Origin of the sequence: Amycolatopsis sp. NPDC059657 (assembly GCF_042734395.1) — a bacterium.
GTDB lineage: Bacteria > Actinomycetota > Actinomycetes > Mycobacteriales > Pseudonocardiaceae > Amycolatopsis.
In genome coordinates this window covers 1-15194 of record NZ_JBHWEB010000083.1, presented here as the reverse complement: position 1 = coordinate 15194, position 15194 = coordinate 1, and the positions used below count along the sequence as shown (strand labels likewise).

The window sequence follows — 15194 nt, the reverse complement described above, 5'->3', positions numbered from 1 at the left end:
CCTCCTCTTTCTTGGGATACCGTGAGCACCTCGGCACACCGAACTCCGACGGACGGAAAAACCTTTGCGCTTCGGACGAAAGCCATTCGCGAATCGCCATCGCGGGGATGATCCGGTCGACGAGCGTGGTCTTCGCGGTCTCGTCACGCTGTGTCTGCGCGACTCCGGCCAGCTGCCCGAAGCGAAGGTGACGGCCAAGACTCTGGTGACCGACGGCGCGGTGTCCACAGAGGACGTTCTCAGTCTGTCCCGCGCCGCCATCTGGGCCATGGAGCAGGACGACGGATGGCCGGTGGGGCTCGTCATCGGCGACATCGCCTTCGCCGCGCGGGCCGCCCTCCCCCGCGCCGGCGCCGCGTACCGCCTGCTGGGGTGCGACCGGGTCGAGATCGCGCATCTGGCGCTGATCCACCGGCCGGACGCGAACCTGCTCCGGGAAGCCACCCTGGTCGGCGCGCAGGTGCTCGCCGACGCCGAAGCGGCAGGCGACACCGCGACGCTCGGCAGCACCGCACATCGGCTCGGCTGCCTGTACCTGGACCCATGGTCGCATTCCGCGCAGGGGTACCACGACGAGCACCGGCTCTGGCTGAGCCTGGCCGCCGACGACGCCGCAGTCGCCGGGCTGCCTGAACCGCTCGACGCGCTGCACCGGGCGGACGTCTACCTGCGGGTGGCGGAGGAAGCGCGTACCGGTCCGGCGCTGGGACTCACCCTGAAGGCGCGCGCCCAATGCCTTGCGCAGCTGCGCGACCTCGGCGCCGTCATCGCCGAGCGAACGATCGAGGACCTCTGCACCCGCGCGGGCCGGCTGCTTCCCCCGGAGCTCGTCGAGGAACGGCTCGCGCTCGAAACTCTTTCCTACAGCCATGTATCGACCGCTGCCGGATCGTAGCCGAGCCGCCTGGCCATGCCTTCGACCGCGGGGATGGCCAGGATCTGGTCCAGGCCCGCCCGGTCACGCCACCGCGCCCGTCGTCCGGTCACCGTCTGGTTCACCGGTTTCGGGGCCGCCGCCGCACGGGCCATGGCCGCGCCGAAGTCGAGCCCAGCCGCGCCGGCCGCCTGCTCGAACATGGCGCGGCGATCCAGTCCGCCGCGCTGGAAGTCCTCGAACAGGATCCGGCGTGCTGGGGCGGCGTTGGCCAGTATCCGCTGGTGCGGGTCGGCCCACTGCCAGGCGCAAAGCTCTGCCAACGGTGCGTCCAGCTGTTTCTGCCAGCCGTCGAACAGATCGAAGTTCCAGTGTCGTCGGTCTACATCAGACTGTCCGAAGTGGCCGGTCGCGCTGAGGTCGTGCTGCCAGAAGCAGGTGTGCTCCCAGCCGTCGATCAGCCCGTTCACGGCGGCCAGCGGATTGCGCACGAGGTGCAGCTCGTTGATCCGCCAGCCATCGAAGAGCTCGTGCAGCAACGGGATCCGGTAGGCGTCACTCGACGCCTTGATCATCAGTACCGGCCGTGCTCCGGGCACCGGCCGTCGTGTCGGGCTGAGCGCGAGGAACGGCGAGATCTCGATGATCGTGCTCGCGGGCGGTCCGGTGGGGACGGCGATGTCCGGGAAGGCCGAGCGCACCAGCGCCGGATCCAGGTCGTAGTAGTACGGATTGACCGCGACGCCGTGGTCGAGCAGTGTACGCATGACGGTGAGGGTCGACTCGGTACGCCAGTCGTGGCGGGCGAACGCGTCCACGAGCCAGCCGACGATCTGCTCGAGGTCGAGGTCAAGCTCGGGCCACTGCAGCCGCAGCCGCAACGCCCATTCCCAGGCGAATCGTTCCCGCTCGCCCTTGTCCGGCTCGGGAATCGGTTCGCCGTGGCATTCCAGTAGCAGGCTGTCCAGCAGGAACTTCCGGTCCGCCGCGGCGAGTGGACCGCGTTCGGCAGCCTCGGCGTCCCCGCCCGAGTCCGGGAAATTCAAGCCCAGCAAGGTGAAGAAGAGCCGGTGTTCGCCGGGCAAGGCCAGCGCGTTGTCGGCGGCGGCGAGCACCTGCTTGATGACGCTCGTCCCGCCACGCGGGCTTCCGAGCAGGATCGAGACGGTCCGCGCGCGTTCGCTCGCGGACTCGAAGTACTCGGCCTCGGCGGGGAAGGTGTCCAGCAGGTAGGCACGTACCGCGTCGCGCTCTTCGCGGATCCGCGCGAAGAGCTCACGCCGGGTGGCGAGGCGTAGTGCGTCGTCGCACGTCATGCGGTCACCAGCCGTCCGGCCCGGCTCGTCCGGTCCAGCCAGTAGTCCACGACGGCTGGCAGGTATCCGGTGAACGCCGGTGCCGGCGCCGAGACACCGCTCGGGGGCAGCACCCGATCGTCCTCCAGATACGGCCGGTAGGTATCCATCAGCAGGTCCAGGATCCGCGCCGGTGGCAGCGACGCGGTGCCCGCCTGCCACACGACGAGCGAGCGGCGCAGGAAGTCCCATTGCCGCATGCTGAACACCGCGATCTCGGGTAGCCGCGGCCGTCCTTCGGCGTCCCGGCGGCGGTTCACCGTCTCGGCGACACCGGCGATGAGCTCCGGCAGTTTCGGCGCGCCGGCGCCCGCCGAGGCGACGACGTCGCGTGGCGATTCGCCCGCGACGGCCTCGGCCAGCAGATGACACAGCTCGTCGGCGACCCAGTCCACCGGCACGATGTCCAGACGGCGGCCACGGTCGCCGGGCACCACTGGCACCTCGTAGCCCTCGATGAACTTCAGCAGCGGGTACAGCCCGTGGAACCGGGCCACCGCACCGGTTTCGCTGTGCCCGACGACCAGGCTGCAGGAGAAGACCGAGACGTCCAGGTCGGGGTACTCGGCTCGGAGCATCCGCTCGGCCCGAGCCTTGGATTCCTCGTAGGTGTTGCGGTAGAGCCAGTTCTCGGGCGAGGTGAAGGCCGACGATACGTAGATCATCCGCGCGGAGCCCGAGCTGGCCCTGGCGAGGTCCGCGACGTTTCTCGTCGCCTCGACGTTGGCGGTCATGGCCACGGCGAGCGGCAACGTCCACGCGGTGTTAGCGGCGGCGTGCACCACGACGGTCCGCTCGGCCGTGCCGAGCACAGCCGCCAGCGCCGCCGTCTGCGCCGGATCGGTGAGATCGCAGACTTCGGCGCGCAGGAATCCCCGCAGGACGGGGTCGGCGCCGTCGAGAAAGCGCAGGCGTGACTCGGGGCTGGAGAACACGCCGACCACCTCGGCGGCACCAGCGAACCCAGCCAGCCTCGTCGAAAGCTCGGTGCCGACGACACCCCCGAGCCCCGTGCACAGGATCCTCGTGGCCGTCACCGGTGCGTCACCGGCTCACGCTGCTCGCTGATCGCGGTGAGCATGGTCCGGGAGTTGCTCTCGATGGCCTGGATGCCGATCGGGTCGAGCACGGCCGCGAGCGACGGGATACCCATGTCGAACTCGAGGCTCAGCGAAACCCGCACGCCGCCTTCGATCTCACTGAGGAGCCACGAACCGCGGAACACCTCGAGATCGCCGTCGATCTGCTCGAAGTCGATGCGGCTCTTCGGAACGAAGACATCCCGTTCTTCCCAGGTCATCTCGCTGCCGTTGAGCAGTACCCGCCAGGCGCTGACCGCCTCGGTCTCGGACCGCTCGAGGAAGTTCACCTCGAGCACGTCGGGCATCAGCGGCGGGTAGCGGTCGAAAGCGCAGACCACGTCCCAGACGTGATCGAGTGTGGCGTCGGCGATGTCCACCGAGGTGTAGACGATCGGCACGGATTCTTCTCCTTGGAAGTCAGACGGCGGGTTCGGGAATGGCGGACACAGCGCCCGCCAGCGCGTCGAGCCCGCAGGTGAGGTCGTCGTCGCTGATGACGGCAGGCGGGTACACCCGGACGACCTGTGGATAGCTAAGGCAGAAACTGACCAGCAGGCCCCGTTTGGCCGCCTCGACGACGAGGTGCCCGGCCACCGACGGGGCCGCGGTGTCTATCCCGATCATCAGGCCCTCGCCGCGCACTTCCCGGATCCTCGGGTCGTCCGCGAACGTGGCGCGCAGTTCGCTCGTCGCGCGGGCGCCCAGCTCACGGACACGGGCGAGCAGCTTCTCGTCCTGCACCAGGCCGAGCACCGCCGATCCGATCCGGCAGGCGAACGCGCCACCCGCGAACGAGGAGGCGAGCACGACCGGGTCGGTGGCGACCGAGCCGATCACCGAGCCGTCGAAGACCACGGCCGACAACGGGACGAGGCCGCCGCCGAGTGTCTTGCCAGCCAGCAGCAGATCCGGCGGAACGTCGTCGGCCGAACGCCACCGGCGCCCGGTCCGCCCCAGCCCGGTCTGGATCTCGTCGAACACCAGCGGGGTACCGGTCGCCGTGCACAGCCCGCGCAGCCCCGCCAGGAACCCTGGCGAGATCGGCCGCACTCCGCCTTCGCCCTGCACCGGCTCGACGAACACACCGGCGACGCGCCTGGCGGCCAGAATCCGCCGCACCGCTGCCAAATCTTCCGGCTCGGCGAAGTGCACCTGGTTGCGCAAGCCGATGGACGCCGCGGTCTGGACCGTGTCGGACAGGCTCAGCGCGGCGACGGTCTTGCCGTGGTAGGACCGGTTGAAGGCGAGCAACTCGTCGCGCCCGGTGGCCAGCAGCACCATCTTGACCGCCATGTCGACGGCCTCGGCGCCGGTGTTGGCCAGCGTCACCCGATCTAGGTTCGGCGGTGTCGCCGCCAAGAGCGCCTCGCCGCACGAGGTCGCCGCGGCGTTGCCGAGCACCTTGCCGGACAACCCCATCAGGTTCAGCTGCTCGTGCGCGTGTGCGGTCACGACCGGGTGCCGGTGTCCGAGCAGGTGCACGCCGAACGAGCCGAAGTCGAGCCAGCGGCGGCCGCCAGTGTCGGTGATCCAGGCCCCGTCCGCGCTCAGCTCGCCGCCGGTCAACCCGGCCATCCGGAGCATGAACGCCCCATTCCGGCCGAACGCGGCAGCATAACGGGCGAGGAAGGCCATTCAGGCGTCCTTGAGGAACGGCTCGAGGAACGCGGCATCGATGCCGGTCGCCACCGCGAGCTTGGACCACGTGCGCAGCGCGCGCAGGATCTCACCCTGCCCGGCGGGCACCAGCGGGTCCGGGACCTCGCCGGGGAAGAACTCGCAGAGCCGCTCCCACACGTCGATCACCCGCGCCACCACTTCGCCGGTCGCGCCGAACTGGTCGTCGAGGCCGAACACGCCTGCCAGCGACGCACCGTCCGCCGCGAGCACATTGTGCAGGCCGTACTCCCACGCGAGCGCCAGCTGGTGATCAGCCGGGACGCCATCGCGGCCCGCGAGCCGCGCGTCGATGTCCGCCAGCAGTTCCACCAGCCGGATCAGCACCACGCGGCGCATCTCAGGTTGGTCGACGCCACCGTCGAGGTCCTCGATATAGGCGCGGCCCTCCACCGACAGCAGCCAGCCCACCGTGGCCCAGCCGCACACGGCCGCTTCGGTGCCGAGTGTCCGCCCGGCGCGCAGTGCGGGCAGGAACGCCGCGTCCGCGAAGCGATGTGTCGTCACGCGGCACCTCCGAGGTCAAGGAAAAGAAGACCGGCACGGGCCGCGCTCAGCAGTTCCCGCGCCCGCGCCGGAGCGATCTCCGCTGGGTCGCAGGCGTGCGTTTCGAACGTGAGCTCACCGCCGCCGGTGACCGGGATCGCGACCGATCCCTTGAGCAGCATTTCGGCGCCCGGCAGGAACGGGTGCCGGACCTGGGCGCCGGACACGCGTGCCCGCAGCGGCGGTTCTTCAACTCCGGCAAGGGTTTCGAGCACATCGTGGACGAGCGCGCGGAATATCGGCGTCAGCTCGGCCGCGTAGTCGGGTTCACGCGCGGCCGCCATGACGGCGGCCCTTACCTGCTCCAAGTGCGCTGCGGCGTCGTGCTCGCGGCCCGGATCGGCGGCGAGCCACCGGCTCCATCGCAGCAGGAACCACTTGCGGTTGGAGTAGACGTCGCCGTCGCCGCTGAGGATCGCGTCCATCAGGTACAGCACCGCGTTCACCGCGTAGCCCAGCCGCCCGCGAGTCTCGCCCGCCGCCTCCGCCCAGCGCAGGAACAGGATCTGCTTGAGCGCCCGGTGCAGCGATCCCCACATCCACACGACGGCCAGGTCGCCGTGGGAGTCCGCGTACGGCAACGACCAGTCCTGCGCCACGCCGTTGACGATGCGCTCCAGGTACTTGGTGCGGACCTCGTGCGCACGGTCCCAGCCCTCGAGCCCGGCGATCAGCTCGGCCGGGGCACGCCCCGCCAGCTCCCGCAGGTCGGCCAGCGCCTGTGAGACCTCGTCCGAGCCGAACGAGATAACCTCCAGATGGTGACCGTCCTCGAAAATCTGCGTCGCCATCCGCGGCACGGACAACGGCGACTCCTGGATCCGGATCAGGTCGATGTCGCTGGAGGCGTTCGCCAGCCCCTGCACCGGCGAACTGGTCAGCAAGACGTGTTTCGCCGCTCCCGTACGGTTCTCGGCGATCGCGCCGAGCCGTTCGTAGGCGATCCCCCGATCCAGCAAGAAGCCCTCGATATGCCCCCGGCGAAGGGCACTGCCCTTCAGCGCGCCTGTCACGCTTCCTCCAGTTGACGCCGCTGATATCCGGCTTTCACGTGACTGAGCACGCTGTTCCGGCCGAACAAGTATGAATCCGAAATCTCCGCACGGCGCCGGACATCGGCATTGCTCATGAGCAACCGATGCAGTTTCGGCAAGTTGTAGAACGGGACGCTCGGATAGAGATGGTGCGCGAGATGGTAATTGATCCGGCATGGAGAGAAGAGCCACCGTTCGACGAAGTTCGCCAGCACGGTGCGGGTGCCCTCCAGCCCGCCGGTTTCGGCACAGCCGACATGCTCGGCCACCGCGCGAAGCCGCAGGATGAAGCTCAGCGCGGTGAGCATCGGCAGTATCCAGTAGAGCAGAAGGTCCACATAGGACGAAGTGAGCACGGTCGCCGCGACCACCACAGCGAGGAACCCGGCGAACATGATCAGTGGCCGCCGCCCCATTTTCGCCGCCACCTGCCGGTTCCCGCGCAGCACCGGCAACAGCGAGAACTGGTCCAGCGTGTCGACCGTCTTCAGTATGTTCACCCCGGACGCGTCGCCGAGGAACACCTTCACCCAGTCCCTGGTGGAGCGGTCCAGCGCCGACAGATCACGGTCCGGATCCCGGTCCGTGTTGAGATAGCGGTGGTGGTCGAGGTGATGGCGCCGGTAGAGCGTGGTGCTGACGAACAACGGAAACGCCAGGAAGAGATCGCTCACGATGTCGTTGCGCGACCGGCCCGCCAGCAGCAGTCCGTGCGCGCCGTCGTGCATCAGCACCGCCAGCGCGTGCTGGCGGGTCGCGATCACGACGATCGCGAGCACCGTGATCCACCAGGTGTCCACCCAGTGCGCGGCGAAGATCGCCAGCACGATGCCCAGCCATTGCCGGGCGATCGCCGTCATCGCACGCGCGGGGCGGCGCGTGGAAAGGACGCGCAGTTCGGCGACGCCGAGCACACGCGTGTTCGTATTCGAATTCACTATCCCCCATTTAGCCGTCTTCAGATATGGCGTCGTAAGGCCATACCTGAAGACGTCGACACAAAGCACGAAAGCGCACTTACCGCACAGTCAGAACCATGACTGCCTTCGCCGTGTGCATCCGGTTCTCCGACTGGTCGAATACCCGGCTGCGCGGTCCTTCGAACACGTCGTCGTCGACCTCCCGCACGTCCGGATACTGCCGGGCGAAGTCGGTCTCGAGATCGTGGAAGGCGGGAAGGCAGTGCAGGTAGACGCTGTCGTCGCGGCCGGTGGCCGCCATCATCGAGCCGGTGACCTTGAATTCACGCAGCGCCGTGATGCGCTCGTCGATGAGGTTCTCCTCACCCATCGACGCCCAGACGTCGCCGTAGACGACCGCGCTGCCGTCCAGCGCCTCCGCCGGGTCGGCCGTGACCAGCACCGAACCGCCGAGAGCCTTCGCGTCGGCCCTGATCTCGTCGAGCTCCTCCGGCGAGGGCCGCAGGCTGTCTGCGGTAAGGATGCGGAAGTCGAGTCCCATCTTGACCGAGGCGATCGCGAGCGAGCGGGCCTGGTTGTTCCGCCCGTCACCGACGTAGGTGACCGGAAGACCCTTCAGGTCACCGAAAACGTCCCTGACCGTCAGCAGGTCCGCGAGCACCTGCGTGGGGTGGTAGTGGTCGCTCAGCGCGTTCCACACCGGGATCCCGGAGTACTCGACCAGCGTCCTGAGCACGGCTTCGTCATAGCCTCGGAACACGATGCCCTCGAAGACGCGGCCGAGCACCCTGGCCACGTCGCGCACTGATTCCTTGATGCCGAACCGGATCTCCTCCGCCGAAAAGGACTCCATATTGGCGCCCTCGTCCGCGGCGGCGACAAGAAAGGACACCCGGGTCCGACAGGACGGCTTGAGGAACACCATCGCGATGTTGCGGTGCTCGAGACGACGAGGAAAGACACGGCTCTTCTTTTCGTCACGCAATTGCGCGGCGGTATCGAGCAGAGTCCCGATCTCTTCGGGATCATAGGATCGCATCGACACCAGGCTGCGCCCCCGGAGGCTATCCGGCAGCGGTTTTGAAGGCTGAGAACTGCTCGTCACGATCCGATGATCACATGGCCGGACTAACCGTAGCAACAGACTTACAGCTATGTGGTCTGTTTCACGTAATGAGATTCCGCATTTCGCTGACACGCTTCCGAGAAACGCGCATAAATCATGCTAACAACGAAAAAGACGGTGAGACTCAATGCTAGATTGACGTTCCACCAAGCAACAGGTAATCATTGGGAGACGACTCGAGCGTGCCACCGAAAATTCTGCTGGTCAATGGATGGAAGTCCGGTGTGCCCGCCCGCCTGCGTGCTTGCGAGCCGGAGGCCGAGATCCACGTGATCACTGAGCCCGCGTGCGCGTCGATGTACGACCCCGCCGACACCCCGCTGTATCTCGTCGACGACATCGCCGACCTGACCGCGGTACGCACCCACGCGCTCGCGCTCAACAAGGGACGGCCGTTCGACCATGTCGTCGCACCGGCCGAACGAAGCCTTCCGGCGGGAGGGTATCTGCGTACGTTGTTCGGACTGCCTGGGATCGGGTTCGAAACGGCGAACCGGTTCTCCAACAAGGCGGCCATGAAGCGGACCCTGTCGGCGGCCGGGCTGCCGACAGCCCCGTTTCGCACGGTCTCCGACCTCGACGAGGTGCCGGCCGCGGCCTCGGCGCTCGGCTGGCCGGTGATCGTGAAGCCCGCGATCGGCGGTGGCTCGCAGAACACGCACGTCCTGCGCTCGGCGGCCGACGTGGCACGGCTCGCGGATTCAGCCGCAGGGGAACCGTTGAAGCGGCTCAACTGCCAGCTGATGGTCGAAGCGTTCTTGACGCTGACCGGTGAATACCACTGCGAAGGCGTGGTCGAGGACGGCGTGATCGGCTTCACCTCGGTCGGCCGCTATCACCGCCCGCTCTTCGACAGCGTGGACCAGTTGACCGGATCGGTCGCGCTACCCGACCACGACCCCACCGCCAAGCAGATCCGCGAACTGCACGAACTCGCGGTGGTCTTACTCGGCCTCCGGTCCGGGGTCACCCACCTGGAGGTCCTGCGGACCGCGGACGGCCTTGTCATCGGCGAGATCACCTGCCGCCCGCCGGCCAGCATCACGAAGCTCGTCGAACTCCAGCACGGCGTCGACCTCTGGTCGGCTTTCGCGCAAACCGCGCTGGGCAAGCCCGTGACACTGCCCGAACCACCCGCCGATTCCACCTCGACGGTCGCCGTCACCTGTGAGCTGCCTGCCAAACCCGGCATGGTGCGGCGGATTCCCACCGCCGACGCCTGGGCCGACCTGCCCGAAGTCGTCGAAACCACGATGGCGTACCGGCCGGGTGACGTGATCGGCACTCGCCTCCACTCGTCCTCGTATGCAGGCCTGGTGTGCCTGCGTGCGAACGGGCTCGACGACGTCCCACGGCTGCTGGCCGAGGTGGCTTCGCGCTACTTCCTTGACGTGGAACCGAATGCGTGACGCACTGACGCCGGTGCTTCACCGCGACAAGCGATGGCGAAGCACCACCGTCAAGATCTGTGCCGCCATGTTCTGGACCAACACGGTCAGTCTGGCCGGGGTGCTGGCCATTTCGCTGTGGCTGCTCGCCACCACGAACTCGTACCTGCTCTCTTCGGCACTGTTCGGATGCCAGTGGCTACTGCCCATGCTGATTCCCAAGGGGATCGCGTGGCTCATCCGCGACCGTTCGCCACGTGCCGTCGCGGTGGTCTCCGAACTCGCGACCGTCGCGATCTACCTGCTGCTGACTCTGTGCGTGGCGACGGGTTTCGTGCCGGGGGTATTCTTCTTCGTCATTTTGCGCGGCTACACCAGCGCGCTGACCAGGGCCGCGGCGTCGTTGGCGATCAAGCTCGACGGCGCCGGGTCAAGCGCGGTCGAAGAGGGAATCGGGCGGATCGAACTGTGGGGGCTCATCGGCAACTCCGCGTCGGGCATCCTGTTCGCCGTTGCCGGAGCGACGACTTCGGCGCCGGCCATGCTGTTCGTCGGCGCCGCGGCCTACCTGGTTTCAGCCGGGATCTACGCCACGCTCACGTTGCCCGCCCGCACGCCGTCCGGCGACGAGCCACGCCGTGCCGCGAACCCGACCCGGATCCGCGACGCCGTGCGTGCGGAGCCGATGGCCGCGATGCTGCTCGCCCAGCTCACGATCATCACCCTGTTCCAAGGCGTGCACAACGCCGTCCGGGTCGCCTACCCCGACCAGGTGCTGCACGAGGGCGCCGACGGTATCGGGGTGGTGAGCACGGTGGGCACCGCCGCGCTGCTGTGCGGCAGCTGGCTCGTCACCCGCGAAGCGGTACGCGCCAGGCTCGGGTCGACACTCCCCTGGGTCTTCGTGGTGGTCACCGGACTGCTGGCGGCGTTGGCCGTCTCAATCACCGTCCCGGCTTCGAGCTACGCCGTATACTTCCTCTTCTTCATGACGTTCGAGGCGGGCTTCGTGCATTTCAACCGGAAGTTCGTCGCGGCGGTCGACCTGGACAACGCGTCGGTGCTGCTCGGACTGCGCGCGGCGGTCCTTTGTGGAGCGGTGGTGGCCGGGATCGGGCTGACCTCACTCGCACTCGCGGTCACCACCGTCGGCTGGAGCGTCTACCTGGTCTCGGCGGTGGCCATTTGCCTGTCTTTGGCCGTGTACCGGCGATACCGAAGGCTGCCAGCTTGATCATTCCTTGGTGGCACCGGCGAGCATCCCGGACACCAGTGCTCGTTGGGAAAACAAGAAGACGGCCAGGACCGGCACGATGGTGACCAGGGTGCCCAGCGCCAGTTCGGGTCGCATGATCTGGTTTCCGGTACCACTGGAAGTGTTGAACAGTGGCGAGGCCGCGAGAAGGTTGTTCAGGCCGACCTGGACGGGATAGTCGGCGCTGTCGGGCAGCATCACAAAGGGCAGGAAGAAGTTGTTCCAGTTGCCGACGAAGTTGAAGAAGCTGACCAGTGCGATCACGGGTTTGGCCAGTGGCAGGGCGATGAGACGGAAGATCTGCCATTCCGAGCAGCCGTCGATGCGTGCGGCGGCCAGCAGGTCGGCGGGGATGCTCGAGGAAAGTAGATGTAGGTGAGGTAGACCCCGAACGGGAAAAGGAGAAAGGCAGGATCACCGACCAGATCGTGCCTTCCAGGTGGACGGCGTTGATCTCCAGGTAGACGGGCAGCACCATCGCGGCCGCGGGCATCAGCATCACGAGCATGGTGATGGTCAGCAGCAGTCGTCGTCCGACGAACTGGGTGAGCGCCGGCGCGTACCCGGCGGGAATCGTCGTCGCGAGAGTGATCGCCAGTGCGCCGAACGCGTAGACCGCCGAGTTCTGCAACCAGGTGAGGATGGCGCCGTCCTGGAAGGCGTAGAGGTGTTGCCAGGCGTCGGCGATCGCGGTGAAGGAGCCGAAGGAGAATGGGGCGTCCCGCACGATCTGGCCGTCGGTCTTGGTCGGGGCCAGTAGTAGCCAGGCCACCGGGATGCAAAAGAACAGCAGGAACAGACCCATCACGATGATCCAGGTCAGCCGGGCGTCGGCGGCGCCTGCCGCCTCGTGCACGCAGCGGCCCGCCCCGCGGGGATCGCAATTCCGGCGGGTTCGATCTGCCAGCTTGACGTCATACGTATGACGTCTTATGTTGCAACGGCGTTTCATTACCGTTTCACCACCAGGCTGTCCCTTTCACCGGGACACCCAACCCCCTGAAGGTGGCCGATGCGTCCTCTCCGTAGTGCTCCCCCTCTGCGTGACCGGCTTCGCTCCTGCCTGGCCGCGGTCGCGGTCCTCACCGCTTCGGCCGGGGGCGTCCTCGCCCTGGCCACCCCCGCGTCAGCCGCGACAAAGACCCTCTATGTGGCTCCGAACGGCAGCGGCAGCACTTGCTCAGCAAATAGCCCCTGTGCCATCCCCCAGGCCAAGACCAAGGTCCGTGCCATCAACGACGCCATGACCAGCGACATCGCCGTGATGATCGCCGATGGCACCTATCGACTGACGGAACCGCTCACGTTCACCTCCGCGGACTCCGGCACGAACGGTCACATCGTGCTGTGGAAGGCGGCTTCGGGAGCCCGCCCGGTCCTGACCGGAGCCCAAAGGGCCGGTGGCTGGACCCTGCACGACTCGGCGAAGGGCATTTGGCGGGCGAAGGTCGGTACCGGATTCGACACCCGGCAGCTGTACGTCGACGGTGTACCGGCGAAACGCGCCAGCCATGAGATCAACCGCTCCGATCTGACCGCGACCACCACGGGCTACACGTTCACCAGCAGTTCGCTGAGGTTCCTCGACAACCTCGCGCGCTCCGGCCGCACGGAGATCCACGGCATCGGATCCTTCACCGACCGCTACGCCCCGGTGTCCGGCATCAACAACGGCACCATCACCATGGACCAGCCCTCGTGGGACAACAACACCTTCGGCTATGACCCGCTGACCCAATCCTTCCGGCCAGGTCCGATGTCGATCGAGAACGCTTACGAGTTCCTCGACACGGCCGGCGAGTGGTACCTCGACAACGGCACCCTGTACTACAAGCCGTTCCCGGGCCAGAACATGGCGACCGTGGACGTTGAGGTACCGCGACTGCAGTCTCTCGTGCGCATCGGCGGAACCTACTCCTCTCCCGCCACCCACCTCACCTTCACCGGGCTGCGGTTCTCGGGCACCAGCTGGCTGGGTCCCAACACCGAGAGCTACGCCGACCAGCAGACCGGCGCGTTCATTTCCGGCACCTGGAACCGTCCTCCGGACGCACTGACCTCCTGCCAGATCGGCTGCAAGCTCTTCGAGGCGACCCGTCCCCACTGGCACCAGATGCCCGCGGCCGTCCAGGTCTCGGCCGCCGACCACATCACCTTCACCGGTAACCGGTTCACCCAGCTCGGGCAGGTCGGCCTAGGTATCGGCAACGACGCCAACGCGCATGCCACCGGCGTCGGACTCGGCGCCGACACCATCACCGCGACCGGCAACGTCTTCACCCAGGACGCGGGCGGCGGCATCGTCGCAGGCGGCATCCAGCAGGACGCCCATCACCCCCGTGACAGCCGGATGACCAACCGGAACATCACGCTGAGCAACAATCTCATCCATGACGTGGCGCTCGACTACCGCGACATGACCGCCATCCTGCTCACCTATGCCGCCGGCGCCACCATCGCGCACAACGAGCTGTACAACCTGCCTTACTCCGGCATCAACATCGGCTACGGATGGGGCGCCAACGACGTCGGCGGCAGCCCGGAGTACCGCAACCGCGGCCTGTACGACTACCAGCCCGTCTACTCGACCGCGACCACCGCCAAGAACAACCACATCACCGACAACTACATCCACGACGTCATGCAGCAGATGAACGACGGCGGCTGCATGTACAGCCTGTCGGCCTCACCCGGCAGCACCTTCGAACGCAATTACTGTCACACGAACAAAGGCCACTTCGGCTTCTATCACGACGAGGGCTCGAGGGGCTTCATCGACATCAACAACGTCTTCCGCGACGTCGGCCAGTGGGCCCACCAGAACGCGGGCCCCACCCAGACCACCGGTGCCCAGACCGTGACCGACAACTGGACGAGCAACCCCAGCACCAACATCACCGACGGCGGCAACGACAACGTGGTGCGCGGCACTGTGGTCGTGACCGACGGCAACTGGCCCGCCGGCGCGAGGGCCGTCATGGACAACGCCGGTATCGAGCCTCGCTACCGGACGCTCAAGACCGGACCAACGCCGGCCTGATGCCGCGCAACGACAGGGGTCGTGAGTGTTCCCGACGGTTAGAACCGCCGGGGTAACTGGTCAGGTGGTTGCTGGGTTGGTTGGTAGCCAGGGGTTGCCGGTGATGGCGTTGCGGAGTGCGGTGAGGACGTGGACGCCGTTTTTGCGGGTGGTGGAGATGTAGGACCGCACGGTGAGCCAGGTGATGGCGCCGGTGGGGGTGCGCCAGCCGGCGAGTTTGAGTTGTGTTTTGGTCATGCGGATGTCGCGTTCGGCCTGGTTGTTGGTGAAAGGCACCGTCAGGTCGAACGCGAACCGCAGGACATCGTCGCGGTGTCGGTGTAGTCGTTCCAGTAAGGCCCGGGTTGTGGTTTGGCGGGGCCGGCCGCCTTGGGGGTGCCCGGTGTTGTTGCGGGCATGCAGGTCTAGCCCGGCGGCGAGGTGCTTGTCGAAGCGGGTCACCATCGGGCCCCGGACCTCGGCGGGCAGTTCGGGCAGGTCGAGTTCGCGGGCGGTGTGGGCGGCGACGTTGAGTTCGTCGAGCACCGCGATCAGCTGGGCGGGCCAGTCCTGGCCGGGGTTGGTTTCGGCGGCGGCGATGAGTTCTCGCTGGTGGTGGGCGTTGCAGAGCGCGTGGGTGACCTCGGTGTAGGTGCGGTAAGGGTGCCAGCCGTCGTGCACCGCGATGCCGGTGAAACCGGGCAGGACACCGAACGCGTCGATGGCGTCACGGCCGCGTTTGGGATGCAGCAGGTAGGTCGTGAGCCGCTCGGTGGAGGCCGAATGCAGCCAGAACCGGGCGCTGCCCGCGCGCAGTGCGGTCTCGTCGAAATGCGCCACCGGCGCCGCCTCCAGCGCCGCGCGGGTTGCCGAGACGAACGGGTCCAGCTCCGGGGAGAGGCGGGCCAGCACCGAAGA

General features: G+C 67.3%; 14 protein-coding genes. 4 read left to right on the top strand and 10 right to left on the bottom strand.

Features of this window, described 5'->3' with window-relative positions; translation table 11 throughout:
* The first annotated feature begins 64 nt into the window (after positions 1-64).
* The gene (locus tag ACFV15_RS33665; protein WP_378355526.1) at positions 65-895 is read left to right on the top strand and encodes a hypothetical protein; all 831 of its coding nucleotides are present in this window, start codon (positions 65-67) and stop codon (positions 893-895) included.
* On the opposite strand, the gene ACFV15_RS33660 is transcribed toward ACFV15_RS33665, so the two are convergent.
* The 8 genes from ACFV15_RS33660 to argF form a co-directional block, all read right to left on the bottom strand.
* The gene (locus tag ACFV15_RS33660) at positions 862-2190 is read right to left on the bottom strand and encodes a hypothetical protein (RefSeq protein ID WP_378355524.1); all 1329 of its coding nucleotides are present in this window, start codon (positions 2188-2190) and stop codon (positions 862-864) included. The two genes, ACFV15_RS33665 and ACFV15_RS33660, sit on opposite strands and share 34 nt — an antisense overlap.
* On the bottom strand, positions 2187-3266 hold the full coding sequence (locus ACFV15_RS33655) for an SDR family oxidoreductase (RefSeq protein WP_378355522.1): 1080 nt from the start codon (positions 3264-3266) through the stop codon (positions 2187-2189). Before ACFV15_RS33655 ends, ACFV15_RS33660 begins: the two co-directional genes overlap by 4 nt.
* Complete coding sequence (locus tag ACFV15_RS33650) at positions 3263-3709, bottom strand: type II toxin-antitoxin system RatA family toxin (RefSeq protein ID WP_378355520.1); 447 nt, start codon at positions 3707-3709, stop codon at positions 3263-3265. Before ACFV15_RS33650 ends, ACFV15_RS33655 begins: the two co-directional genes overlap by 4 nt.
* A gap of 19 nt (positions 3710-3728) precedes the next feature.
* Positions 3729-4946, bottom strand: coding sequence for an aspartate aminotransferase family protein (locus ACFV15_RS33645; RefSeq protein WP_378355518.1), 1218 nt, complete (start codon positions 4944-4946; stop codon positions 3729-3731).
* The gene (locus ACFV15_RS33640) at positions 4947-5495 is read right to left on the bottom strand and encodes a DUF6031 family protein (protein ID WP_378355517.1); all 549 of its coding nucleotides are present in this window, start codon (positions 5493-5495) and stop codon (positions 4947-4949) included.
* Complete coding sequence (locus tag ACFV15_RS33635) at positions 5492-6547, bottom strand: DUF6001 family protein (RefSeq protein WP_378355516.1); 1056 nt, start codon at positions 6545-6547, stop codon at positions 5492-5494. Before ACFV15_RS33635 ends, ACFV15_RS33640 begins: the two co-directional genes overlap by 4 nt.
* Entirely contained in the window at positions 6544-7506 is a 963-nt protein-coding gene (locus tag ACFV15_RS33630) for a fatty acid desaturase family protein (RefSeq protein WP_378355514.1), read from the bottom strand. The genes ACFV15_RS33635 and ACFV15_RS33630 overlap by 4 nt, the downstream gene beginning before the upstream one ends.
* A 79-nt stretch (positions 7507-7585) precedes the next feature.
* Complete coding sequence (argF, locus tag ACFV15_RS33625) at positions 7586-8533, bottom strand: ornithine carbamoyltransferase (protein ID WP_378355512.1); 948 nt, start codon at positions 8531-8533, stop codon at positions 7586-7588.
* Positions 8534-8796: 263 nt separating this feature from the next.
* Here argF and ACFV15_RS33620 point away from each other — a divergent pair, with 263 nt between their 5' ends.
* Positions 8797-10023 carry an ATP-grasp domain-containing protein gene (locus ACFV15_RS33620; RefSeq protein ID WP_378355511.1) on the top strand — a complete coding sequence of 409 codons (1227 nt, stop codon included), beginning with the start codon at positions 8797-8799 and terminating at the stop codon, positions 10021-10023.
* A complete protein-coding gene (locus ACFV15_RS33615; RefSeq protein WP_378355510.1) occupies positions 10016-11236 on the top strand; it encodes a hypothetical protein in 1221 nt (406 codons plus the stop codon). Before ACFV15_RS33620 ends, ACFV15_RS33615 begins: the two co-directional genes overlap by 8 nt.
* Here ACFV15_RS33615 and ACFV15_RS33610 read toward each other — a convergent pair whose 3' ends face one another.
* The gene (locus tag ACFV15_RS33610; protein WP_378355550.1) at positions 11237-11557 is read right to left on the bottom strand and encodes a hypothetical protein; all 321 of its coding nucleotides are present in this window, start codon (positions 11555-11557) and stop codon (positions 11237-11239) included.
* Between the two features lie 712 nt (positions 11558-12269).
* Between ACFV15_RS33610 and ACFV15_RS33605 the strand changes: the two genes are divergently transcribed.
* A complete protein-coding gene (locus tag ACFV15_RS33605) occupies positions 12270-14297 on the top strand; it encodes a right-handed parallel beta-helix repeat-containing protein (RefSeq protein ID WP_378355508.1) in 2028 nt (675 codons plus the stop codon).
* Between the two features lie 60 nt (positions 14298-14357).
* Here ACFV15_RS33605 and tnpC read toward each other — a convergent pair.
* Positions 14358-15194, bottom strand: an 837-nt coding sequence (gene tnpC, locus ACFV15_RS33600) for an IS66 family transposase (RefSeq protein ID WP_378355507.1), incomplete at its 5' end; no start/stop codon positions are given.

Coding starts and splice junctions, on each gene's coding strand:
- ACFV15_RS33660 (WP_378355524.1), bottom strand. CDS start 2,190: ATGACGTGCGACGACGCACTACGCCTCGCCACCCGGCGTGAGCTCTTC.
- ACFV15_RS33645 (WP_378355518.1), bottom strand. CDS start 4,946: ATGGCCTTCCTCGCCCGTTATGCTGCCGCGTTCGGCCGGAATGGGGCG.
- ACFV15_RS33615 (WP_378355510.1), top strand. CDS start 10,016: ATGCGTGACGCACTGACGCCGGTGCTTCACCGCGACAAGCGATGGCGA.
- ACFV15_RS33605 (WP_378355508.1), top strand. CDS start 12,270: ATGCGTCCTCTCCGTAGTGCTCCCCCTCTGCGTGACCGGCTTCGCTCC.